This window comes from Paraburkholderia sediminicola, from assembly GCF_046026675.1.
GTDB classification, from domain to species: domain Bacteria; phylum Pseudomonadota; class Gammaproteobacteria; order Burkholderiales; family Burkholderiaceae; genus Paraburkholderia; species Paraburkholderia sediminicola_F.
In genome coordinates, this window is the sequence record NZ_JAQQEY010000002.1 from 3,022,340 (window position 1) to 3,046,235 (window position 23,896).

Annotated in this window: 19 protein-coding genes; 10 read left to right on the top strand and 9 right to left on the bottom strand. The window is 61.8% G+C overall.

Annotated elements, in window-relative coordinates; all coding sequences use genetic code 11:
- Positions 1 to 312: 312 nt before the first annotated feature.
- A complete protein-coding gene (locus tag PQQ86_RS33235; RefSeq protein WP_408276880.1) occupies positions 313 to 1,716 on the top strand; it encodes an L-lactate MFS transporter in 1,404 nt (467 codons plus the stop codon).
- Positions 1,717 to 1,726: 10 nt separating this feature from the next.
- Positions 1,727 to 1,855 carry an MFS transporter small subunit gene (locus PQQ86_RS33240; RefSeq protein ID WP_093633004.1) on the top strand — a complete coding sequence of 43 codons (129 nt, stop codon included), beginning with the start codon at positions 1,727 to 1,729 and terminating at the stop codon, positions 1,853 to 1,855.
- A 99-nt stretch (positions 1,856 to 1,954) separates the two neighbouring features.
- Here PQQ86_RS33240 and PQQ86_RS33245 read toward each other — a convergent pair whose 3' ends face one another.
- The 3 genes from PQQ86_RS33245 to PQQ86_RS33255 all read right to left on the bottom strand — a co-directional run bounded on the left by PQQ86_RS33245 (position 1,955) and on the right by PQQ86_RS33255 (position 7,322).
- Positions 1,955 to 4,795, bottom strand: coding sequence for a YadA-like family protein (locus PQQ86_RS33245; RefSeq protein WP_408276883.1), 2,841 nt, complete (start codon positions 4,793 to 4,795; stop codon positions 1,955 to 1,957).
- Positions 4,796 to 5,379: 584 nt separating this feature from the next.
- The gene (locus PQQ86_RS33250) at positions 5,380 to 5,805 is read right to left on the bottom strand and encodes a DUF3830 family protein (protein ID WP_132382068.1); all 426 of its coding nucleotides are present in this window, start codon (positions 5,803 to 5,805) and stop codon (positions 5,380 to 5,382) included.
- Between the two features lie 605 nt (positions 5,806 to 6,410).
- On the bottom strand, positions 6,411 to 7,322 hold the full coding sequence (locus PQQ86_RS33255; RefSeq protein WP_408276886.1) for a helix-turn-helix domain-containing protein: 912 nt from the start codon (positions 7,320 to 7,322) through the stop codon (positions 6,411 to 6,413).
- 184 nt (positions 7,323 to 7,506) lie between these two features.
- Between PQQ86_RS33255 and PQQ86_RS33260 the strand changes: the two genes are divergently transcribed.
- Positions 7,507 to 8,508, top strand: coding sequence for a helix-turn-helix transcriptional regulator (locus PQQ86_RS33260; RefSeq protein WP_408276888.1), 1,002 nt, complete (start codon positions 7,507 to 7,509; stop codon positions 8,506 to 8,508).
- Positions 8,509 to 8,651: 143 nt separating this feature from the next.
- Here the strand turns inward: PQQ86_RS33260 and PQQ86_RS33265 are convergent, their stop codons facing one another.
- From PQQ86_RS33265 to PQQ86_RS33280, 4 genes are all read right to left on the bottom strand, one after another.
- Positions 8,652 to 9,173, bottom strand: a complete 522-nt coding sequence (locus PQQ86_RS33265; RefSeq protein ID WP_408276891.1) for an LbetaH domain-containing protein — start codon at positions 9,171 to 9,173, stop codon at positions 8,652 to 8,654.
- Positions 9,174 to 9,190: 17 nt separating this feature from the next.
- Positions 9,191 to 9,583, bottom strand: a complete 393-nt coding sequence (locus PQQ86_RS33270; RefSeq protein ID WP_408276894.1) for a nuclear transport factor 2 family protein — start codon at positions 9,581 to 9,583, stop codon at positions 9,191 to 9,193.
- Between the two features lie 8 nt (positions 9,584 to 9,591).
- Positions 9,592 to 10,377, bottom strand: coding sequence for an SDR family NAD(P)-dependent oxidoreductase (locus PQQ86_RS33275; RefSeq protein ID WP_408276897.1), 786 nt, complete (start codon positions 10,375 to 10,377; stop codon positions 9,592 to 9,594).
- 113 nt (positions 10,378 to 10,490) lie between these two features.
- Positions 10,491 to 11,384 (bottom strand): alpha/beta fold hydrolase, encoded by an 894-nt coding sequence (locus PQQ86_RS33280; RefSeq protein ID WP_408276901.1) that lies wholly within the window; start codon positions 11,382 to 11,384, stop codon positions 10,491 to 10,493.
- 175 nt (positions 11,385 to 11,559) lie between these two features.
- On the opposite strand from PQQ86_RS33280, the gene PQQ86_RS33285 reads away from it, so the two are divergent.
- The 7 genes from PQQ86_RS33285 to PQQ86_RS33315 all read left to right on the top strand — a co-directional run bounded on the left by PQQ86_RS33285 (position 11,560) and on the right by PQQ86_RS33315 (position 20,095).
- Positions 11,560 to 12,372 (top strand): SDR family oxidoreductase, encoded by an 813-nt coding sequence (locus tag PQQ86_RS33285; RefSeq protein ID WP_408276904.1) that lies wholly within the window; start codon positions 11,560 to 11,562, stop codon positions 12,370 to 12,372.
- 129 nt (positions 12,373 to 12,501) lie between these two features.
- Complete coding sequence (locus tag PQQ86_RS33290) at positions 12,502 to 14,091, top strand: DUF1302 domain-containing protein (protein ID WP_408276907.1); 1,590 nt, start codon at positions 12,502 to 12,504, stop codon at positions 14,089 to 14,091.
- Positions 14,092 to 14,191: 100 nt separating this feature from the next.
- Entirely contained in the window at positions 14,192 to 15,583 is a 1,392-nt protein-coding gene (locus tag PQQ86_RS33295) for a DUF1329 domain-containing protein (RefSeq protein WP_408276910.1), read from the top strand.
- A gap of 84 nt (positions 15,584 to 15,667) precedes the next feature.
- Complete coding sequence (gene dmpE / locus PQQ86_RS33300; RefSeq protein WP_408276912.1) at positions 15,668 to 16,450, top strand: 2-oxopent-4-enoate hydratase; 783 nt, start codon at positions 15,668 to 15,670, stop codon at positions 16,448 to 16,450.
- Between the two features lie 34 nt (positions 16,451 to 16,484).
- Positions 16,485 to 17,384, top strand: a complete 900-nt coding sequence (locus PQQ86_RS33305; RefSeq protein ID WP_408276915.1) for an acetaldehyde dehydrogenase (acetylating) — start codon at positions 16,485 to 16,487, stop codon at positions 17,382 to 17,384.
- Between the two features lie 10 nt (positions 17,385 to 17,394).
- Positions 17,395 to 18,426: a 4-hydroxy-2-oxovalerate aldolase gene (gene dmpG / locus PQQ86_RS33310; protein WP_408279420.1), complete on the top strand. Its 1,032-nt coding sequence runs from the start codon at positions 17,395 to 17,397 to the stop codon at positions 18,424 to 18,426.
- A gap of 805 nt (positions 18,427 to 19,231) precedes the next feature.
- Positions 19,232 to 20,095: a tyrosine-protein phosphatase gene (locus PQQ86_RS33315; RefSeq protein WP_408276918.1), complete on the top strand. Its 864-nt coding sequence runs from the start codon at positions 19,232 to 19,234 to the stop codon at positions 20,093 to 20,095.
- A gap of 140 nt (positions 20,096 to 20,235) precedes the next feature.
- Here the strand turns inward: PQQ86_RS33315 and PQQ86_RS33320 are convergent, their stop codons facing one another.
- Both PQQ86_RS33320 and PQQ86_RS33325 read right to left on the bottom strand, forming a co-directional pair.
- A complete protein-coding gene (locus PQQ86_RS33320) occupies positions 20,236 to 21,312 on the bottom strand; it encodes a 3-ketosteroid-9-alpha-monooxygenase, oxygenase component (RefSeq protein ID WP_408276921.1) in 1,077 nt (358 codons plus the stop codon).
- A 118-nt stretch (positions 21,313 to 21,430) separates the two neighbouring features.
- Complete coding sequence (locus PQQ86_RS33325) at positions 21,431 to 23,863, bottom strand: efflux RND transporter permease subunit (protein WP_408276924.1); 2,433 nt, start codon at positions 23,861 to 23,863, stop codon at positions 21,431 to 21,433.
- Between the last annotated feature and the right edge of the window lie 33 nt (positions 23,864 to 23,896).

A 23,896-nucleotide genomic window follows, 5' to 3' on the forward strand; every position in this document is an offset into this window, starting at 1 on the left:
TGCCGACTCCGGCCGCTGATTGCCCTGCATTCAGTAGCCCGTTCCTGGCGTTCGTGCCGCATTGCCGCAATTCGGCAGATTACGGTCGTATTTCACCAGGCTAATGCCTTATGCATTTACATCTCATATTGCAAACGCCAGGTTCGCACCCTATCGTTCGACGGAACGAGTTTTGTCTGAATTTAGCTGCCGTCATATGAAATAAAAATACATATATCAAGACCACATGAATCTGCAATTTTTACGCCGCGACGCTAAAGCATTGCGTATGAAACGCCGATAACAAAGCATTCGTCACACCGGAGACCGACCATGAGCAGTATCACTGAGCCGAGCGGGAATTCAGGCTCTGCCCCATTCTTTTCCAAACAGGCCACCATCGCGAAGCCGGGGTTTTCGCGCTGGATGGTTCCGCCCGCAGCGCTCGCCGTTCACCTTTGTATCGGCCAGGCGTACGCCTTCTCCGTGTTCAACGGCCCGCTGACCAAAGTCATCGGCATTACGCAATCCGCCGCTGACGACTGGTCGCTGACCTCGCTCGGCTGGATCTTTTCGCTGGCGATCGTGTTCCTGGGTTTGTCGGCGGCGTTTGCCGGCAAGTGGCTCGAACATGTCGGCCCGCGCCGCACGATGTTCACCGCCGCGTGCTGCTTCGGCGGCGGCTTCCTGGTTGCCGCGCTCGGCGTGCATCTGCATCAGATCGCGCTGCTCTATCTCGGCTATGGCGTGATCGGCGGGATCGGACTCGGCCTCGGTTATGTGTCGCCGGTGTCGACGTTGATCCGCTGGTTCCCGGACCGTCGCGGCATGGCGACCGGTATGGCGATCATGGGCTTCGGCGGCGGCGCGATGATTGCCGCGCCTTTGTCGGTGGCGTTGATGAACCACTTCCGCAGCGCGACCAGTATCGGCGTGGCCGAGACCTTCGTCGTGCTCGGCATTGCGTACTTCATCTCGATGTCGATCGGTGCACTCGCGATTCGCGTGCCGCCGGCGGACTGGAAACCGGCCGGCTGGACGCCGCCCGAGACCACCCAGAAGAAGATGATTTCGCGCAACCACGTGCACATCGATCAGGCGTTGAAGACGCCCCAGTTCTACCTGATCTGGCTGGTGCTGTTCCTGAACGTGACGGCCGGCATCGGCATTCTCGGCCAGGCTTCGGTGATGATTCAGGAGAGCTTCAAGGACACCGTGACGGCTGCCGCGGCGGCTGGTTTCGTCGGCCTGCTCTCGCTGTTCAACATGGGCGGCCGTTTCGTGTGGGCCTCGGCTTCGGACTGGATCGGCCGCAAGAACACCTACTTCATCTTCTTCGCGCTCGGCGCCGTGCTGTACTACCTCGTGCCCGGCTTCGCGGCATCCGGCCAGATCGCCCTGTTCGTTCTCGCGTACTGCGTGATCCTGTCGATGTACGGCGGCGGCTTCGCGACGGTGCCCGCGTATCTCGCGGACATGTTCGGCACGGCGTTCGTCGGCGGCATTCACGGCCGGCTGCTGACGGCCTGGGCCGCGGCGGGTGTCGCCGGTCCGGTGCTGGTGAATTACATCCGTGCCTATCAAGTGGCGCATGGCGTGGCAAAGGCGGACGCCTACACGATGACGATCCACATCATGGTGGTGCTGCTGGTGATCGGTTTCGTCTGCAACCTGCTGGTCAAGCGTGTCGACGACAAGCACCACATGACTGACGCACAACTCGCCAAAGGCGCCTAAGGAGACTCGCATGTCGACCGTTCAAGCCGTTCATCCGACCAACAAGGTCAAGCTCGCCGTCTTCTGGCTATATGTGACGCTGCCGCTGGCATGGGGCGTGTTCAATACGCTCTCGCAAGCGATGAAGCTGTTCAAGTAAGTGTTGCAACGCACCCCGCGCGATGGAACGCGCGGGGTGGCAGAAACGCTTGTTGACGCGCGCGCAGGCCGCGCACGCGCTCCTACCCTCCTTCTGCGGTTACCATTGGTACGCCGCACCGGCGCCGACTGTCGTCGTGGCGGAACTGATCCCCGCACCGAGCTTCACCTTCAGGCTCTGCGTAACGCGCGCCGACAAGCCCACCGCCACCGCCTGATAGCCCTTATAGCCGGCCGTCCCGACACCGATGGCGAGGTTCTTGTTCGCGTCGACCTCCGGAACCATCGTCAACGCAATAGCCGACGCCGTGCCCGAATACGCGTTGCGCGCGATATCGTTCATGCCGCCCTGGAACTGCTGCATATTCACGGCGTCACCGGGTGCTTGCCCCGCCGCGACGTTCGTGATGCGGCGTTCGTTGCCGGTTGAGCCGACCGAAACCGTGTTCGCCTGATCGGCAACCGAGCCTTCGCCGATCGCAACCGAGTTCGACGCACCCGCTTTCGCACCGCCGCCGATCGCCACCGTACCGTTGCCGATCGCCTGCGCCGCATTGCCTGAACTGTTGACCGCGACATATGAGCTACCGGTGACCTGGGTGTTCTTCACCGCCTGACCGAGGTCTCCGATCTGCTGACCGAGGTTGCCAATCTGTTGATTGGTGTTCCAGAGTTGCGCGCCGGTGACTGCGTCGGTGCTGGTGGCCGATACTTCGCCAGTCTGCAGGTTGGTGAGCGTGACCTTCGACCCATTGGCTGCCGTGCCGCCGAGCGTGATCTTGTCGTGCGCAGGACTGTCGTACTGGACCGCATTCGCCACCGAACCGCTGATGTTGGTGATCGTGGTTTGCAGTCCGGCAATGTCACTGGTGTTCTGCGTCACGCGGCCATCCAGATTGCTGATCGCGCTGCCGACGTTGTTCACAACCGTGCCACCCACGTTGTACGACGGCGCCGTCACCGAGCCATCCGGATTGACCGTTGAGCCACCACCGAGCGCCACCGCAGTACTTGCCGCGTGCGTATAGAGTTGCGAGCCGTTGATCGCATCCGTACTCGCGGCGTTGACCGCGCCTGGCGCCACACCGGTGAGTACCCGGCTGCCTGCCGTGCCGGCTACGTTGACCAGACCGCCATCCGTCGTCGCGCCGACGTTGATGACGCGCGACACAGGGTCTTGCGTGACGATGCCGATCCCGCCGGTCTCCATGCTTTGCTGCAAGGTGGTGAGCCCGCTGTCGAGCGACCCGAGCGCGTCGCCGACCGTAGTTTGCGTGCCGCCCTGCATGTGATACGTGGGACCGGTCACCGAACCGTCGGCATTGATCTGCGCGCCGCCACCGAGCGCAGCCACCATGGGCTTGACCTGACCGACATTGACCGCTGACGCATCCGTGGAACCCGCCGCGACGCCGGTCAGTTCGCGTGCTCCGCCTGTGCCGGTGAAATTGACGCTGGCGCCGTCGAGGTCTTTGGCGACCGTGAGATTACGCGACATCTGATCCTGCTGGACAAGACCGATCTCGCCGTTCGTGATCTGATTCGTGATGTTGCTCACGTCCCCTTCGATGGTCGTGGTCCGCGCGTCGAGGTTGGTGATCTCGGTGGTGTTATTCGTGACGCGTTGATCGAGGTTGGTGATGCTGCCGGTGTTGGCGGCAATGTCGCTGGCGTTCTGCGCCACCGCCTGATTGGTCGCGAACAGTTGCGAGCCGTTCACGGCTTCCGAGCTATCTGCGGCGACTGCCCCGGCGCGCACGTTGGTGATCCGCACCGGCGTGCCGGTGTTGCCCAATGTCACCGTGTCATGCGAGGTCGAGTCGTACTGAACTGCATCAGCGGTAGCCGCTTCTCCAGTGGAGACCAGAGCAGACAGCGCCGAGCCAACATCGCTATAGGTCTGACCACCTATCTCGTACGCTGGCTTTGTGATCGTCCCGTCTGCCGCAACGGCCGCGCCGCCACCGATCGCGGCCGTCGCGCCTTTCAGTTGCGAGATATTGACGGCGTCATTGCTTTGGGTGCCGGCAGCGACATTGATGATCTGACGCTGCGAGGTGCTGTTGCCCACAGAAACCACATCAGTCCGGTCGGCCGTGGAACCGGCGCCCAGCGCGACGGAACCTGCTGCGCTCACGGACGCGCCGGATCCGAAGGCAATGGCTTTTGTTGCTGCCGTCGAGATAAACGCGTTGCTGCCCGCAGCGATAGAGTCTTCCGCATTCGTCTGGACGTTCGTGCCGATGGCCAACGCGTTGGCATTCTGTACCCTTGCGAGATAACCAATCGCCACGCCGTTGTCAGCGAAAGAATTGGTCGTGGCGTTGGCGCCTACAACCGTTGAATTCATCGCCAGCGCCCCTGCCCCTGAACCAACCGCGGTGGCATTATTCAGCACAGCCCCCGAGCTGGCGCCGACCGCCAGCGAGCCGTCCCCCAGGGCGGTCGCTCCGACACCGACCGCCATGGCGTTCTCTCCATATAGCGCTGTCGTTGTCAAACCTGGCGTAATCACCGGACTGACGGCGATGTACTGTATGACCGGCACGTCGTCCACTGAAGCCACGGCGCTCGCACTCAGTAGCCTGGGACTGTTGCCCGCGGATGCAAGAGACTGCGGGACTGGCGCCAGCAAGCCAACCTCCACCCTGGCAGGCGAGTTCATAATCGCATTGAGCGGCCGCCCCGACACGTCGCTATTCAGCGCGAGCACCGGATGCAACGTTTCACCTATCGCCCCACAATTGCCATTGTTTACCCCGCATTCTTCAGCACTCGCTGGCAGCGAAAACGCCAACGCGCCCAACAACCCCGCGCCGGCGGCCACCAGCGCCCCACACGCCGACGCGCCTTTCGCGCCACGGCGCTTCGCCACCTCGGATGCTGCGACGTACGTACGGGTCGTTCTGTTCCAGACAGTCTTGTAAGTCTTGTTCAACATTCCTCCCACTCATTTTTATCGGAATCGAGCCATCAAGATTTCTCTTAAGACATCCTAAATATTTAGCTCAAATGCAGAAAAATCTAAGAATGCATCGCGCTTTCGCCAAGCGAACAAACGCGACGCCCTTAGTGTGCCGTCAGCGCACGAGATGTCGAATACGAAAACTCTTAAAAGCAATTTTTTAGCTTGAATAAGGACAAACGGCATACCCCGTTTAGGACGAAAAGTGCCAAACGTCTTAAACCAAGCGGGATTTTCTTAGGCGGTGTTAAGACACGCTCCTAGCGTTTCTTAAACCTGAAGGACGGGTGTTAAGCCCACGGAGTGACACCGTGCGATACACGGGCATCGGGCGAGGAAAGTCGACAGACGGTCGGATGCCGCACATCGAGGGGAAGCTATTGAGTTTGCAGGCGCACTGGAAAAGTAATTCCGAAGATCGTCCCCCTCGCCTTCCTGCGAATCGCAGCGAATCTCGCCACCCAGGAGCCGGCACAGCGCCCTGATGATGGCGAGACCGGGACCGAGACCGGCGCCGGGAAGGTGGTTCGCGGCGGCGCGCCCGTTGACGACCTCGCGTCTTAGATCTTCTCGAACAGCACGTCTTGCGCGCCTTCCCACAGCACCTTGGTGCCGAGTTCGCGTAGCTTTTCCTTGCCTTCGACGATGGTCAGGAAGTGATTGCCCGCGAGCTGGCCGAGCTTGCTTGCGAAGCAGCACGAGCCGTACGCAAGAATGATCTCCGTTTCGCTGTAACCGCCCGGGTAGAACAGGATGTCGCCCACCGACGGATGGCTCGTGTGATTTTCGAAGCCGACTGCCGCGCCGTCGTTTTCGAGCTTGAAGTCGCCGAGCGGAACCCAGCAGCCCTCGCCGCTCCAGCGCACGTGAATGATCTTCTGACGGTATGGCAGAAGCTTCAGAAAGGCGGCCACCGTTTGCGGCGCGTCGGGATGCGTTTCGGCAGTAAAGACGTGGCCGCAGGAGGTGATTCGAAGTCGGGTCATCGCTTGGTATCCGGTGTGAAGGGTTGAATGGAAGGGTCGGTCAGACGCCGGCTGGGCCAAGCCGTCGGCACAACATTCTGTCGGCCGGTGCAAGGCTTCGACAGATACAGTTGCCGTGCAACTGGTCAGGCCAGTTAGTCCGGTGGCAGCGACGGCCACGAATCGCGCAGGCCGCCGCGCGCTGATTGCGCCGCGCCGTGTGCTATCGCAACCCAGCAGACGCAATGGTTGCAGACGGTTCTATCCGTCATCGCGCATGGAACCCGGCGGCCTCAAAATTGGCCGGAACAGCGCCGGGGCGCATCCATGCCAGGTCCATCCCCAATCGCGCCACGAAACTTCGTAGTTTGCAAGCCGCGCAATGCGCAGCAAACTGCGAAAAGTGCGTGATTGTCGTTTTCGGCGCTTCATCAAACCTTGCCCTCAACAACCCACCGCGACCGGCCTCAATACACTGTGCCACGCGGCGATTGGGCATTCCCGCGCTGCACAGCAGCATAGCGTGTCGCGACCGACGAATCCCGCGTGCCGTCAACCGTCGGCATGCCGCTCGGGCATCGCCTATTGGCGAGCTGTCCGCACGATCCAGCCGCGCAACCTGACGCTCAGCCGCGCAGCCGGTAGGCAAGCGGTGTTACGCCGTAGCCACGCTTGAACTGCACGGAGAAATGACTGGCATTCTCGAAACCAACCGCAAGCGAGATTTGCAGCACCGGCTGATCGGTGGCGCGCAGCAGCCTCGCGGCTTCCTCGAGACGCAAGCGCGTGACGAACTGATGGGGCGTTTCACCGGTCTCGCGGCGGAACACACGCGCAAAGTGAAAACTGCTTAGTCCGGCCTGCGCGGCCAGTTCGCTGATGGCCAGATCGGCAGCAAGATTGGCGCGAATGTAATCGGTTACACGGCGGATGCGGCGTGGCACCAGGCGCTCGGGATGCGGCGCCAGGCCGGCTTCGGCGTGACGGCCACGCGAGTAATGTTGCAACAGATGAGCGGCGAGCGCGTGGGCCAACGCGTCGACATACAGCCGCGAGTCGGCGGGATCGCCCGCGGCGCGATGCAACGCGCCAAGTATCTCGGCGATCAGCGGATCGTGAAACTGCATTGCGTCGCCCAGCGACAGCTCGCGTGAACCACCCAGCCCCATCTGGTCGGCGACGCTGTCGATCAGGCTGCGCTCCAGGTGCAAATGAACGGTCGACAGCGGCTCATCGCTGATCGAACGCCAGCGCCACGAGATCGGCACGGGCGGCACGAACCAGACGTCGCCCACGCCCAGGTCGGCGCTCTCCCAGCGTCCGTCCAGGTTGCGCTCGAGGTGTTCGGCGCCGCTGCCGAGCGTCATCAACGTGACGTCCTGCAGGCCGGGCGCCTCCAGCAGTTCCAGCTCGTCCGGTTCGAGATACGAGCGCAGCACCAGGTGCCGCCACGGGCGATCCACGCTCGACACCAGTTTCTGGCCCGCCATATAGCGGTCGTAGGCAAGCGTCGTTGTCAGCTTTGGAATTTTTGCCATCACGTCTCTTTCAGGGAGGTCCTATATGCACATGAGCAAACCCTGCCGCACCCGCGTCGCCGGTTAGAGGTCAGCGCAAGATCTCAAAAATGATAGCAAGGAACCGGCTACCGTAATATTTGGAAATAGTTAATCATCCAGGTTGTCGTCTTTCACGCGTTTCGAACGCCGGAGCTACCGTTTCATGGAACACGAATGCGATACGTTGCCGCATTGGCTGACGGGCTCGCCGCAAGGCGAGGCCAGCCACGTGTCGGCGGCATACAACTCAGCGGTTACCGCACAACCGGCTTACCCGGCCGGCACGCGGCAACTCGAGAACTCAGCCCACGCGGCTGAAGCATCCAGGACATCAACCCGCATGGCGTCAGGCATATCGGCTGGCGGTTTCCTGACTCTTTTCACCGAAGAGGAAATCGGCACGCCTTCACCTGCCTCACGGCGCGCCGCGCCAGTCATCAGTCCGCTGGTGCGTTTTGGCAGTGCGCAGGACCGCATCGAATTCGTGCGGCGGCGCATCAAACAGCTCGGCTTCGACTCGTTCAGCTACTCGGCCACGCGCACCACCGCACATCACAAGTCGATGTTCGTGCTGACCAGCTACGAGTCGCAGACGTGGCTCACGCGCTATTTCCGCGAGCGTTATTTCGAGCTCGATCCGCGCGTCGCGCTGGCGTCGCCAACCGGCATGCCGTTCCTCTGGAACACCGCCGACATGCGCGCCGACCTGCCGCGAGCGCAGATGCGCAGCGAGCGGCTCGGCGGGCTGATCGACATGCTGGAGGCCACCGGCCGCAAAAGCGGGATTCTCACGCAGATGCCGCTGCCCGAGCCGGAACTGAGCGCGAGCCTGTGCTTCAACTCGGAGATCGGCAACCCGCGCTGGATGACGGAATCGATCGTGGCCGAAACGCTGATGTTCGCGCACACGATCCATGAATTCATCTGGATGCATGCGAAAAGCGTGATCGGGATCGCGCCCGAGCAGCAGCAGCGCGTCGCGTTGAGCGAATTGCAGCATGCCGTGCTGAAGGCGGTTGTGCAGGGGCAGCGCGACAAGGAAATCGCCTACTTCCTCGGGCTGTCGCCGCATAACGTCGACTACCACTTGCGGCGCTTGCGGCAGTTGTTCAATGTGCGCAATCGCGTGCAGTTGATCAATGTGGCGCAGGGGTATGTGACGTAGTAGATGGATGAAAGCGAGCCGCGGCCGGCGCACCTGTTGGTTGGCCGCGGCAACTCGCTTGTTAAGCTTGTTAAAGCTGGCCGCATCAGTACACCTGTTACGCGCCGGCCGCAGCGACACCGAGCGATGCGCGGCGTCGAACCTCACACGCTGCGCATGGTGCGCAGGCAATCCGCCGCGAGTTGCTGGTAAAGCCGGGTTCCGGACGATTTCGCCACGATCTCGTCCTCGCTCAGGGTGCGCACCACCCGCCCCGGCACGCCGGCCACCAACACGCCCGCCGGCACCCGCCAGTCCTTCTTGACGAACGCGCAAGCGGCCACGATGCTCGCCGCGCCGAGCACCACGCCGTCCATGACAACGGCATGCATGCCGACCATCGTGTTCGGCTCGAGTGTCGCGCCGTGAATGATCGCGCTGTGCCCGACATGACTGTCGACGCCAAGCCGGCAAGCATTCGCCACGCCGGTGTGCAGCACGCAACTATCCTGCACGTTGCTGCCACGCTCCACCACCACCGCCCCGAAATCTCCACGCAGGCTCGCATGCGGCCCGATGTAACAGCAGGCGGCCACCGTCACGTCGCCGATCAACACGGCGCTCGGATGAACATAGGCTGACGGATCGACGCGCGGCCGCTTACCGTTGAACTCGTAGAGCGCCATCGCGCCGCCGTCCCGATTCAGCTCGCGTCCGCGAGCACGTGATAGTCGTCGGCACCCCAGTACGCGCGCATGCGCAGAATCTTGCCGGTGGCGTCGAAGTCCATCACGTCAGTCACGTCGATATGCGCGGACCGGCCGTCTTGCGCCGTGATATGCACGCGAAAGCTGATCGACGCGCTATTGCCGTGCGAGCCGCGCGGCGGCGCCATCAACTCGAGCCGCGCGCCGACCGACGTCGCATACGTATAGAACGTTTCGATCTCGCTCCTGCCCTCTTTCAGGGGTGTGCCGACCGGGTCTTCGACGCTCGCGTTATCGGCGAACAGCGCGACGACGCGTGAGGCGTCGGCCGCATTGAACGCCTCGATGTACTCGACGAGGCGCGCCTTCATGTTTTCACTGGTATTCATCCGTCCTCCTAGCGCGCCGTGTAGCCGCCATCAATCACCAGTTCCGTGCCGGTCACGTAGCGGCCGGCCGGCGACACCAGATATAGAATGCCCGCCGCGATATCCTGCGGATCACCGATCTTCGCGAGTGGCACCAGCGTTTTCATATGCTCGAAAATCTGCTCCGGGTCGCCGAGCTTTTCGAACGCCTCTTCCAGCAGTGGTGTGCGGATAAAGCCGGGGTGAACGGAATTCGCGCGGATATTCTGCGTGGCGTACAGCATGGCTTCGGTCTTCGCCATCAGCCGCACCGCGCCCTTCGATGCGTGATACGCCGGCACGTCCGGCCCGCCGACCAGCCCATACATCGACGACAGATTCACGATCGAGCCGCCGCCCGCCGTCAGCATGTGCGGAATCGCGTACTTGGTGCAGAGGAACACGCCGGTCACATTGACGTCGATGACTTTCTGCCATTGCTGCAGCGTCATTTCGTGCGTGGGCAGATTCGCGCCTTCGATACCGGCGTTGTTCACCAGCGCGTCGAGCCGTCCAAAGCGCGTGGCGATTTCACCGAATACGCGCTGCACGTTGTCTTCCTGCGTGACATCCATCTTCCAGAACGCGGCGCGGCCGCCCGACGCGTTGATCTCCGCGACCAGTTGCTCGCCCGGTTCCGTCAGTACATCGAGCACCGCGATCGCCGAGCCGGCAGCCGCCAGCGTGCGTGCTGTCTGCGCACCGATGCCGCGCGCGCCGCCGGTGATGGCGGTCACTTTGCCGCTCATGTCGAACAGTTGATGGGGAAATGTCATATCGTCTCCGTCGTGTTGTAGTTGGGTTTTCTGCGGCGCGTAGCCTTGAGGCGGCCGCGTCGGTCGCACTGGCCATGTCAATCGGGCCAGTCACGCCGCATCCGAAGCATGCCTCAAGCGGCGCGCCGCTCCGCGAGAAATTCCAGACATTCGCGATTGAAATACCGTCCATGCTCGACCATCACCCAGTGCCCGCAGCGATTCATCAGGACAAAGCGCGCGTCGGCGCAGTGCTCGAGAAACCGCATCGCCCCGCTGGCCGGATTGAAGCGGTCGTCGGTGCCCCAGAAGCCCAGTACGGGGCATTTGAGTTCGCCGAGCCGGTCAGTCAGGTTGGGCACACGCATCGTCGACAGTACTTCCGGCGGCTGCTGTTCGCACACGGCGAGACGTTCTTCGACCAGCGCATCGGTGACGAGGCTGCGATCGAACACCAGCAGTTCGAGCAATTGCCGCATCGTCAGTCGATTCATCTGGCGGTTCGTGAAGAGCGACACCATCTTCTGGATGCCCTCCATTTTGAAGTAGGTTTCGCGCTCCTCGACACCGCCCGGCGCCATCATGATCAGGCTGTCGACGTCGTCGGGATAGTCGAGCGCGTATTGCAACGCGATCGCGCCGCCGAGCGAATTGCCGAGCAAGGTGGCCCGGCCGATGCCGTTCGCGGTGAGCTGCGCGCGCAATGCATCGACGAAGAAGTCGAGCGTGTAGTTCACGTCAGCGGGTTTCGACGACGCGCCATAGCCCGGCAGATCGACCACGATCGCGCGATGACCGGCTGCAGCGAACTGCGGGTAGTTGTGCTTGAAGTTGCTGAAGCCGCTCGCGCCGGGGCCGCTGCCGTGGATGAACACAACGGGCGCGCCGCTACCGGCTTCGAAATGATGCAGTGTCAGGCCGCCGGGGACCTCTGTGAAAATCCCCTTGGGCGCCTGCGGTGTTGGCGGCGCACTACGTGACTTACCGTGCGCGTCGGCGTGTTGGGACTCGGTGGGTGTTGCGTTCATGCGCGCTTGTCTCCTTTGTCGCGCCACGCTCTTCGGCGTGGCAGATTTGTATAAGGGTCGCCAGCGAAAGCATCATCCCGTCGAATCCGCAGCCAGGCATCGTCTTTTCAGACTACGAGGCCACGCCGCATTTCTCCTACCATCGGCCCCACATGTACAGCGGGAGACAGCGGCAATGACGGGGTTTGATTTCAGCGGCAAGACAGTGCTGGTGACGGGCGGCACCAAAGGGATCGGCGCGGCCATCGCGCAAGCGTTCTACGATACGGGCGCTACGGTGTACGTATGCGGACGCACGCCGCCCGCGAGCGTGGCCGGGGGTTCACGTCAGAACACCCCGCGCTTCATCGCCGCAGACGTGCGCGACATCGACACAATCGACGCCATGCTCGCGCAGATCGAACGCGAAGCCGGCCGGCTCGACGTGCTCGTCAGCAACGCGGGCGGCGCGCCGTTCGCGCTCGCCGCGCAGGCCTCACCGCGCTTCACCGAAGCCGTCATCCGTCTGAACCTGGTGGCGCCGCTGCAAATCGCGCAACGTGCAAATGCACTGATGCAACAGCAGGCGGAAGGCGGCGTCCTGCTTTTCATCGGCAGTGTGAGCGGTTTGCGGGCGTCGCCGGGAACAGCGGCCTATGGCGCGGCGAAAGCCGGCCTGCTGAATGCGGTGCGCTCGCTCGCGGTGGAGTGGGCGCCCAAGGTTCGCGTGTGCGCGGTAAGCCCGAGTCTCGTCGAAACCGAAGCTGCCACCAGTGGCCACACCGGAACGTCTTCGGCAGACGGCGAGGCTGCGCTCGACAACATCGCCGCAACGATTCCCGCAGGGCGGCTCGCACGAGCCGGCGATATTGCGTCCGCGTGTCTATTTCTCGCGTCACCGCACGCCGCCTATGCATCGGGCAGCAACCTGATTCTCGAAGGCGGCGGCGAAGTACCCGCCTTTCTCGCCGCCACCGACCTGCACAAGGCGTTCGCCACGAAGCCCTAGAAGCATTCACACGCGCAATGCTCGCATCCCTGGGGCAAGCGACTAGTCCGTTTTGACGATTCTCGCGCCGCACGTGCCCCCTAACCTCTGATCACAACAAATTTCAGATGTGACCACAGAGGAGACAGGATGCAGATCAACGGAACACAAGAGCGCGCGCCGGCGATGCGCGCAGTGTGCGCGGCATGCAGACTCGCCGTGCTGGCAGCGGCATCAGCAGCGACGCTGACGACCTTCGCCACGCCGGCTTACGCGGGCGACACCATCAATCTCGGCGCGGACACCACACTCGACTACACCTTCACGCTCGGCTACGGCCTGGGGATGCGCACACGCGCGCCGAGCGGCAATCTGCTGACGCCCGGGAACATCAACGGCGACGACGGCGACCGCAACTTCGCGAAGAACAAGCTGATCGAGAATCAGGTGAGCCTGCTCGGCGAAGTGAACCTCAAGCACGACGACTGGGGTGTCTTCGTGCGCGCCGACACGTTCTACGATCAGGCGTACCAGCATTCGAACTACAACGATGCCCCCGGCACTGTGAATCACGGCGGCGTCTACAACAACTTCACCGAACAGGCGAACTACTGGGCCGGCGGCCGCACTCAACTGCTCGCGGCCTACGTCTACAACACGTTCAAGCTTGGTGGAACAAGCCTGAACGTGAAGGTCGGCGATCAGGTGGTGGCCTGGGGCGAGAGCGTGTTCTTCCCGAACATCGCCGGCGCGCAAGGCCCCGCAGACGCCACCAAATCGTTCGTCGCCGGCGCTGAAGTGAAAGACATCCTGTTGCCCGTGCCGCAGATTTCGACGCAGTGGCAAATCGCGCCGAACTTCAGCCTGCTCGGCTACTACCAGTTCTCCTTCCAGCCGAATCAGCTGAGCGCGCCGGGCAGCTATATGAGCTATTCGGACGTGGTCGGCCCCGGCGCCGAATACATCATCGGACCGGGCGGTATTCACATTCCGCGCGGCAACGACATTCGTCCTGGCAACAGCGGGCAATGGGGTCTCGGCGCACGCTGGCGCGTGTTCGGCGATACCGAAATCGGCGCCTACTACCTGCACTACAACGACATGAATCCGAGCGTCGTGACTACCTACTTCCCCACGTTGCAGTACCAGCAGAAGTATTTCGACAACATCAAGCTCACCGGCCTGAGTTTCTCCACCGACCTGAACGGCGTGAACGTGGCCGGCGAAACGTCGTATCGCCAGGGCGCCGCCGTGCTCGTGAACACCCCTGCCGGTGCGCAGTCGACACGTGGCGACGTGTGGCAGTCGAACCTGTCAGCGATCTATTCGATCGGACCGACGTTCCTCGCCGCGTCGCAAACCCTGGTGGGCGAAGTCTCCTACGTACACGCCGGCAACATCACGCCGCTGCTCGGTTCGTCGACGCTCGCCAACACGCGTAACTCCGCCGCCTTCGAAGTGGCATGGACGCTCAGCTACAAGAACGTCTTCAACGGCTGGGACGTCGACGTGCCGCTCACCTATGCCGACGATTTCACCGGCAAGTCAGCGCTTGCCGGCGCGCTCGGTTCGATGACCGGCGTGGGCGACCATCGCGTTACTGTCGGCGTGAACTTCACACGCCTGAGCAATCTGAAACTCGGACTGGTCTACGCGAAATTCCTCGGTCGGCCGGACCCGACCAATCGTCCACTCGCCGATCGCGACTACGTGCTCGCCACGGCGACTTACTCGTTCTGATATTGCGTTCCCTGCTGACTGGGCGTCTTGTGTTTCAGGCGCCTCCCAGCATGCATCACCCTTTGAATCAGCCGTCTTTTTACTGCAAGAGGATTTGGTCATGAGTCGAATTTTCAATCCCGCATTGCGAGTCTGCGTGTTCGCGGCAGCCGCCGCGCTCGCCGCCGCACCAGGCGCCCCATCGTTTGCCAAAACCAGCCCGGAAGATCTCGCCAGGCTCGAAGGCCCGCTTACGCCGATGGGCGCCGAGCGCGCGGGCAATGCCGACGGCACGATCCCCGTGTGGAGCGGCAAATGGTTCGGCACGCCGCCGGGCGTCGACTACAAGCCGGGTCAACGCTTCCCCGATCCGTACGCGAGCGAGAAACCGCTCTTCGTGATTACCGCGCAAAACATGCAGCAATACGAAGCGCGTCTCACTGACGGCGAGAAAGCCCTGCTCAAGAAGTATCCCGATACCTTCAAGATTCCGGTCTATCCGAGCCACCGCGATTTCAGCTATGGCGACGCCGTGTACAAGGACATCCGTCTGTACTCGCCCACCACGACGATGACGAAAGACCAGAACGGGCTGAAGGATTTCCCGCCGGTCACGCCATTCCCGGTGCCGAAGAACGGTGTCGAGGCAATGTGGAATCTGCGCTTCGCATCTGCAGTCGAAGGCGAAACCGCCACCTACGACCAGGCCGTGGTCTACCCCGACGGCAATATTGCGTGGGGCAAGGTGCAGTACGCAATCTACGGCCCTCGCAGCGAGGACCATTTTGAACCGAAGAACGCGCTGAACGCGAAGAGCTTCTTCCGTCAGACCACCATGCTGCCGCTATCCGATCGCGGCACGATCATCACCGGCTACGAGATGTGGGACCAGGAAGGCTCCGACACCCGCCGCACGTGGTCATATAACCCGGGCACACGGCGCGTGCGCCAGGCACCGGAGTTCGGCTTCGACCAGCCCGAAGGGCCAGGCGGTTTTCGCACCGTCGACGACGACCGCCTCTTCAATGGCTCCGGCGAGCGTTATGACTGGAAGATCGTCGGCAAACGCGAAGTTTATGTGCCGTACGACAACTACAAGCTGATGGATCCGTCGATCAAATACACCGATCTGCTGACCAAGGGCCATGAGAACACGCAATACATGCGCTTCGAACTGCATCGCGTGTGGGTGTTGCAAGCCACGCTCAAGTCCGGCTATCGCCATCAATACGCGAAGCGGGTGCTGTATCTTGACGAGGACACCTGGAACGCAGTCGCCGCCGACAACTACGACGCCCGCGGCACGTTGTGGCGCACCAACCTCGCCCCGACGCTCTACGCGTTCGACGCCAAAGCGTTCTACTCGACTGCCGTGTTCTATCACGACCTGATCTCTGGCGCCTATTACGCGGACCGTCTGGCGAATCAGGAGCCGATGCCGGTGCTCACGCGCGGCTCGCAACTGACCGAAGCGTACTTCTCGCCTGATGCGATTCGCGGCGCGGGCAATTGATTTCGCAGCGCCTCCATTGAAGCCACGGCCGGGGACGGATTCAGATTCCGCCCCGGCGCTTTTCCCTTTCTTATTGCGGTCGCCATGACTTCGACACTTCACGCCACACTCGGCGACGAGCTTTACCACGCATGGCGCGAACGCGCGCCGATTGCACCGTTCTCGGCGCGCGCCGGCGGTTTGTCGCTCGCCGACGCTTACCGCGTGCAGCAGCACTTCGTCGCACGCCGCGTGGAAGCGGGTGAAACCGTCGTCGGCAAGAAGATCGGCGTGACGAGCCAGGCCGTGCAGGACATGCTCGATGTGCGCCAGCCGGATTTCGGCGTGCTGCTTTCCGGCATGCATTACGTGGCCGGCGAGGACATCCCGATCGCAAAACTGATCGCGCCTCGCGCCGAAGGCGAAATTGCCTTCTATCTGAAAGACGACTTGCGCGGCCCGGGCATCACGCGAGATGCCGTGCTTGCCGCCACCGAAGCGGTCGGCGCGTGCTTCGAGATCGTCGATTCGCGCATTCGCGATTGGGCGATCCGCATCGGCGACACGGTGGCCGACAACGCGTCATGCGGCGTCTACGTGCTAGGCGATGAACGCGTCGCGCCCTACTCGCTCGACCTCGCCGCGCGCCGCATGACGCTCGACAAGAACGGCACGCGCGCGGCCGAAGGAATCGGCGCTGCCGCGCTGGGTCATCCGGCCGATGCGGTCGCATGGCTCGCGAACACCCTGGGCGAACTCGGCGTGCCGCTGCTCGCCGGAGAAGTCGTGCTGTCGGGCTCGCTGGCGGCCTTGATTCCCGTCGTTTGCGGTGATCAGTTGCACATGGAGATTGAAGGCATCGGCAGTTGTTCCGTGCGCTTCATCTGACCGTTTGACCGTCTTTTCCTTGAGGATGCATTCAATGAGCAAGATCAAATGCGCGTTGATCGGACCCGGCAATATCGGCACCGATCTGTTGTACAAACTGCGCCGCAGCGCGGTGCTCGAGCCCGTGTGGATGGTCGGCGTCGACCCGGACTCGGACGGCCTCGCGCGCGCCCGCGAAATGGGACTGAAAACGACCGCTGACGGCATTGACGGCCTGCTGCCGCATCTGGCCGCCGACGATATCCGCATCGCCTTCGACGCCACCTCAGCGTACGTGCACCGCCAGCATTCCGACAAGCTGACCACGCGTGGTGTGCGCGTGATCGATCTGACGCCTGCCGCGATCGGCCCGTTCTGCGTGCCGCCGGTCAACCTCGCCGCGCAGATCGACCAGCAGGCGATGAACGTCAACATGGTCACGTGCGGCGGCCAGGCCACCATTCCGATGGTGTACGCGGTGTCGCGCGTGCAGCGCGTGGTGTATGGCGAGATTGTCGCGACCGTGTCGTCACGCTCGGTCGGTCCCGGCACGCGCAAGAACATCGACGAGTTCACCCGCACTACGGCGCAGGCGATCGAACAGGTCGGCGGCGCGGCGGCGGGCAAGGCGATCATCGTGATCAATCCGGCCGAGCCGCCGCTGATCATGCGCGACACGATCCATTGCCTGACCGAAACCGACCCGGACGTCGAGGCGATCACTGCTTCCGTGCACGCCATGGTCGACGAAGTACGCCAATACGTGCCCGGCTATACGTTAAAAAACGGCCCGGTGTTCGATGGCCGCCGTGTGTCCGTGTTCATGGAAGTCGAAGGCCTCGGCGACTATCTGCCGAAATACGCCGGCAATCTCGACATCATGACCGCGGCCGCCGCGCGCACCGCCGAACTGTTTGCCCAACAGATGCTTGCCGCATCGCCTGCCACCGCGTGAGGAGCCGATTATGTCTTTAGCAGGAACCCGCATTACCGTGCATGACATGACGTTGCGTGACGGCATGCATCCCAAGCGTCACCAGATTTCACTCGAGCAGATGTGTTCGATCGCGCGTGGACTCGACGCTGCCGGCGTGCCCTTGATCGAAGTGACCCACGGCGACGGCCTGGGCGGTGCATCGGTCAACTATGGTTTTCCAGCGCATACGGACGAAGCGTATCTGAGCGCCGTGATCGCGGAAGTCAAACAGGCCAAGGTGTCGGCGCTATTGCTGCCGGGCATCGGCACAGTTGACCACTTGCGGCTCGCGCACGAGCTTGGTGTGCATACGATTCGTATCGCGACGCATTGCACGGAAGCCGATGTATCCGAGCAGCACATTGGTCTTGCCCGCAAGCTGGAGATGGATACCGTCGGCTTTCTGATGATGGCGCATATGTCGCCGCCCGAGCAGTTGGTCAAGCAGGCCAAGTTGATGGAATCGTACGGTGCCAACTGCATTTACATTACCGATTCGGCGGGGTACATGCTGCCTGATGACGTGACTGCACGGATTGGTCTTGTGCGTGCGGCGCTGAAGCCGGAGACGGAACTTGGATTCCACGGCCATCATAATCTGGCGATGGGGGTAGCCAATTCGATTGCGGCTATCGCTGCGGGGGCTAACCGTATCGATGCAGCTGCTGCAGGTCTGGGGGCTGGCGCCGGTAATACGCCGATGGAAGTTTTTGTCGCAGTGTGCGAGCGGATGGGGATTCAGACTGGCGTGGATGTGTTCAGGATTTCGGACGTTGCCGAGGATCTGGTCGTGCCGATTATGGATGCGCCGATCCGGATTGATCGCGATGCGTTGACGCTTGGGTATGCGGGGGTTTATTCGTCGTTTTTGCTGTTTGCCAAGCGGGCTGAAGTGAAGTATCGGGTTTCGGCCAGGGATATTCTCGTTGAGATGGGGAGGAAGCGCCTTGTCGGCGGGCAGGAAGATATGATTGAAGATACTGCTATTACTCTTGCCAGAGAGCGGGGGGTAATGGTTTAGTTTTTTTGCCTGCGTGGCGCTTGGGTTGTGTGCCTGTGGCGGTGGGTTTTTTGCTCTGTTTGTTTGCTCGGTGTTTGTTTGTCTGTGTGCTTAGGGCTTTGGCCTTTCCTTGTTCTGACTTTGGTGCCTCTCCTTGAATTGTTAGTGGTCTATTAGCGTTGCCCCTGTGCGGGGCGGCACCTACTTTTCTTTGCATGCCGCAAAGAAAAGTAGGCAAAAGAAAGCGGCTTAAACCGCTAATTCTAAGTGGGCACCGCGGTCTGCTGCGGGTAGTGGTCCATCTGGAATCCGTGTCCTCGCACATTCCACGTTAGTGACAAAGGAGTCGTCAGCTCCCACTCCGCACTGCGTGCGTCGCGGACGGGTATGCATCGGAAACCAGCGGCTTCGATTGAGGTCCGTGGGGCCGTCGGCTTCGCCTCGGCGAGGCGCCCCTCCACTCACCTCGGAAACCCGGTGGCGAGGCGCGAACATCAAAACGTAGCGGGTGGTTTCAAGAAGTACGCTTCGGCGCGCGCAGCGCCGCCGGAAGTATGACGCCCTTGTCACTGGCGCATGCAGATGCACGAACCCAGATTCCAGATGCACCACTACCCGCAGCAGACCACGGTGCCCACTTAGAATTAGCGGTTTAAGCCGCTTTCTTTTGCCTACTTTTCTTTGCGGCAAGCAAAGAAAAGTAGGTGCCGCCCCGCACAGGGGCAACGCTAATAGACCACTAACAATTCAAGGAAAGCCCAAAGCCCTAAGCACACGGACAACAAAGCGCCGAGCAGGCAAAACCCCCTACATTCAAACCACGATCATGAAATCCAAACAATATAGAACCACAGCACTCAGTGCGCTGCTAACAGCAATAGCCATCACCACAACCGCGCAGCCCGCCCCTGCCGCAGGCAAACCCAACCCGTACATCCAGATGGAAAAAATCCAGAACACCCGCGACCTGGCGGGCATAACAACGAAAGACGGCCGGCAAATCCAGCCCGGCCGCCTCTACAGAAGTGGCAACCCGGCCTTCGCCACGCCGGCCGACATCGCCAAACTCAAGGCGATGCACCTCGACGTCATCCTCGACTTCCGCGCCGCAAGCGAAAAGAAACCCGCCGAACAAGCCTTCGCCTCCCAATTCCCCTGGCAAGCCGACCCGGTCCTCGCAGGCAATCTCGCGCCGGAGGCCGTCATCCCCATGCTCAAGCGCTCGACGCCCGCGCAAATGCATCAGTTCATGGTGTCGCTATACCAACAATTCCCAGGCACCTATCAAGCGCAATTCGCCCGCTTCCTCAAGCTCGCCGAAGACAATAAAACCATGCTCTATCACTGCACGGCAGGTAAAGATCGCACGGGCTTCGCGACGGTCCTCCTGCTGTCGGCCCTGGGTGTCGATCGCGCGACAGTAATTGCCAACTACCTGGAGTCGAATCGCTACAACGCCGCAGGCAACGCACAAGCGACCGCGCAGCTGCAGAAGATCGGCGTTGCGCCCGACGTCCTGGCGCCGCTGCTCGCGGTAGACCCGGATTACATCGGCGCAGCCATGGAGGTGATCGATCAGCAGTACGGCGGAATGCAACACTATCTCGTGGATGTGCTGCACGTGAATACAAAGAAGATCCAGCAGAACTATCTGGAACCGGCGACGCAATCTGCAGCGGCGAACCGCTAAGCGCGAAGCGCCTTGATTGCCCCAATACTCACGCTTCACGCCGCGACCTGCCTGGCCTGAAAAACAAAACCCCACGCTCCGAAAAACGTGGGGTGCTCAGCACCCCGAAGGCGGCGCATGCACCGCCTTCACAAATCACCTTATCCCTCGAACACGTGCCGTAGCGGCGGCGGGGCACCACCCTCGCGCACCTTGATCTCCACCACCTTCCTCGCTGTACTCGACGGTCTGACATCCGCCGCGTCCAGATAAAACTGCGAATACCAGTCACGCATCTGATACAACGGTCCATCGCCCTCGCACAACAGTGGATTGTCGATTCGCGTCTTGGTGTCCCAGATCGCCACGTCTTCATAGAACGCCGCCTGCGCCTGCTTCGAATACGCGCGCGCAATCTCCATGTTCTGTTCGTCCGACAAGCCGGGTACCTTCTTCACCATCACGCCGTAACGCAACTCGAAACTGTTCATGTCGATCGGCACATGGCAGTTCAGCAGAATCGAATGAATCGGATGGCCGCCGCTCTGCCCCGTCATCTCGGTGATGTGATACGCCGGACCGAAGTAAGTGGACAGCGCAATCAGCTCATCGTCGCCGAGGCGTTCGCTGCGGCCAACCAGCAGTTGCGTGGCCTTGTGTCCTTCAAACAGATTCGCGAAGTAATCGACCGGCGCACCGTGCACGGTTGCGAAGTGCGCCATGTCGGAGATGTTGTCGACCAGTTCGCGGCAGTTGGTGCCGATCGTCATCAGGTCGACGACCCAGTCCGACCATTCGTCGGAGGAACACGCATCGATGCGGGGAATCGTCACTTCTTCGGACGGTGGATTGCCTTCGGGATCGTGCCAGATGAACAGCAACTGATTCTGCTCGCACGTCTGCCACGTGCCGATCTTCGCTTTCGGCGGAATTCGCTTGCAATACGGAATCGACTGGCAATTGCCGTCGCCGTCCCATTGCCAGCCGTGAAACGGACACACCAGCGTGTCGCCATCCACGCGGCCGGCGCTCAGATCGCCACCCATATGCGGGCAAAAGCCGTCCACGACGTTCACGCGCCCTTGTGAATCCATGAACGCAGCAAGGCGCCGGCCGAAAATGTTCAGCGTGTGCGGCTTGCCATCCTTGTATTCGCCGGCAAGACCAAGACAATGCCAGCCTCGTGCATATCGCTGCACCAACGGCTGCGCTTCAATTCTGTAGGGACGTGCGGACATCTCTTATCTCCTCCAATGGAAAAGACGGCGCTTCTGAAGAGCCGCCGTCATCAGTGTTATTTCGAAGCGCGCAGACCATCGCGCTCACGCCTGACGATAGACGTGGCGCACTTCGCTTTCATCGTCCCGACGGACTAGGGAGTTCAGCTACCCGTTCCACGTTCGGCGCAGCACCACGAGCGCCCGCTCGCCGCTCCGCCTGTTCCACCCCAAGCCATGCCGCCAGCGCCGGCAACAGGAACACCGCACCGAACAGATTGACGAGAAACATGAAGGCAAGCAGCACGCCCATATCCACCTGGAACTTGAGCGCGGAAAACGCCCACGTCCCCACGCCGATGAACATCGTCACCGCGGTAAACAAGGCCGCGGTGCCGCGTTGCCTCATCGCCGCCGCGAATGCCTCGGGTAACGTGGTGCCGCCGTGCACCTCATGCTGCAACCGTTCGTACAGATAGATGCCGTAATCGACCCCCACGCCCACACCCAGCGTAATCACCGGCAACGTGGCGACCTTCAGTCCGATCCCGAGCCATGCCATCACCGCGTTACACAAAATCGACACCACCGTCAGCGGCACCACGATGCACAACACCGCGCGCCACGAACGGAACGTCACGAAGCACAGCAACGCAATCGCACCAAAAATCGACAACAGCATCGCCACTTCGGCGTCGCCGACCGCTTCGTTGGTCGCCGCCATCACGCCGACGTTGCCGCCCGCAAGCCGGAAGGCAATATTCGGCGTGTGATCTTCCGCGGCAAGCCGTTTGATTTCATTGACGATATGCGCGATCGTTTTGCCCTCGTGATCGGTGGTGTAGATCAACACCTGAATCGCCTGGCAGTTCTCGGTGTTCATGCCGTTGTCCGGATCGAACGCGCTCGCGCCCTGCGTGAGGCCATCGCTCGAACGCGGCAGCGCGCCCCAGCGCGGATTGCCTTCGTTGAAGGCGGCAATCGAAATCTTCGCGAGCGAAGGCACGCTCACCACCGACTGCACGCCCGCCACGCCGCGCATCTCCATCTCGAAGCGCTCGATCGCGCTCATCACCGGATAGTGCAGACAGGCATCGTCGAAACCGGTCGTCTCGACGATCACCGCGAGCGCATCCACACCGATGTTGTACTGGCTCGTAATCCGTGCGTTGTCGAGGTTGTAACGCGAGGTGCTGCGCAACTCGGGTGCGCCGACGCCGATGTCGCCGATCTGCAGATTGCGCGACTCCTTCGCGCCGAACGCCAGCAACAACAGCGCGATCACGAACACGCCGAGCGCCGGCGTGGGCCGTGCAAACATCGCGAAGCGCGTCCACAGGCGGCTACCGCCTTGCGCCGCACGGCTTTGCGCACGCGCCAAAGTGCCGGCTTCCAGCCGCGTGTACGACAACAGGATCGGCAGAAACACCTTGTTGGTGACGATCATCAGCAGCACGCCAAGGCACGCCGTGACGCCGAGTTCACGCACGATCTCGATCTGGATGCGCATGATCACCATGAAGCCGAGTGCATTCGTCAGCAACGCAACTGTGCCCGGCACGAACAGCTTGCGAAAGGCGTCGCGTGCCGCATCGGTCGAGGACATGCCGGCGACCAGCGCCTGCTTCCACGCATTGGTCATCTGCACAGCATGTGAGACGCCGATCGAGAAAATCAGAAATGGGACGAGGATCGACATCGGATCGATGCCGAGGCCAAGGATCGGCAACGCGCCGAGCAGCCACACCACCGGCAGCAACGCGACGAACAGCGCGAGCACCGTGGTCTTTACCGAACGCGTATAAGCAAACAGCAGCGCGGCGGTAATCAGAAACGCGAGCGCGAAAAAGCCGATCACGCCACTGATCCCGGCCTCCACATCCCCCACGAGTTTCGCAAAGCCGATGATGTCGACCTCGACATCCTGGTTCGAATAGCGCGCGCGGATCTGTTCGAGTTGGCGCGCGACCGCACCGTAATCCAGATGCTTGCCGGTGACGGGATCGGTCTCGCGCAATTCGGCGCGAATCAGCGCGGAATGCAGGTCGTTGCCGACCAGCCTGCCGATCTGTCCGGAACGCGCGACATTGCGGCGGACTTTGGCGAGGTCGTCGGGATTCGCGCTGCTGAACTGACCCGGCACGACCACGTCGCCACGAAAGCCCGCTTCGGTGACCTCCGTATAGCGTACGTTCGGCGTGAACAGCGAGAACACGCGCGAGCGATTCACGCCGGGGATGAAGAACACGTCATCGGTCGCGTGACGCAAGTCGTCCATAAACGCCTGGTTGTAGATGTCGCCGTGGCCCTTCCAGCGCAGACTCACGAGGATCGTGTTCGCCCCCGGAAAGGCGCTCGCATAGCGGTTGAACACCTGCATATACGGGTGCTGCATCGGGATCATCTTGTTGAACCCGGGGTCGAGCCGCAGGCGCGTCGCGGAACAACCCAGCGCGACGGTCAGCGCGAGGCAGAGCGTCAGCAGGATGCGCCGGTGCCGCATGATGGCGTCGGCGCAACGCTCGACAAAACGGGAAAGACAGGACGAAGAAGGACGGGACGATGCGTTCATGATGCGTCTCACGGCAGGGCAACGGGGAGCGCG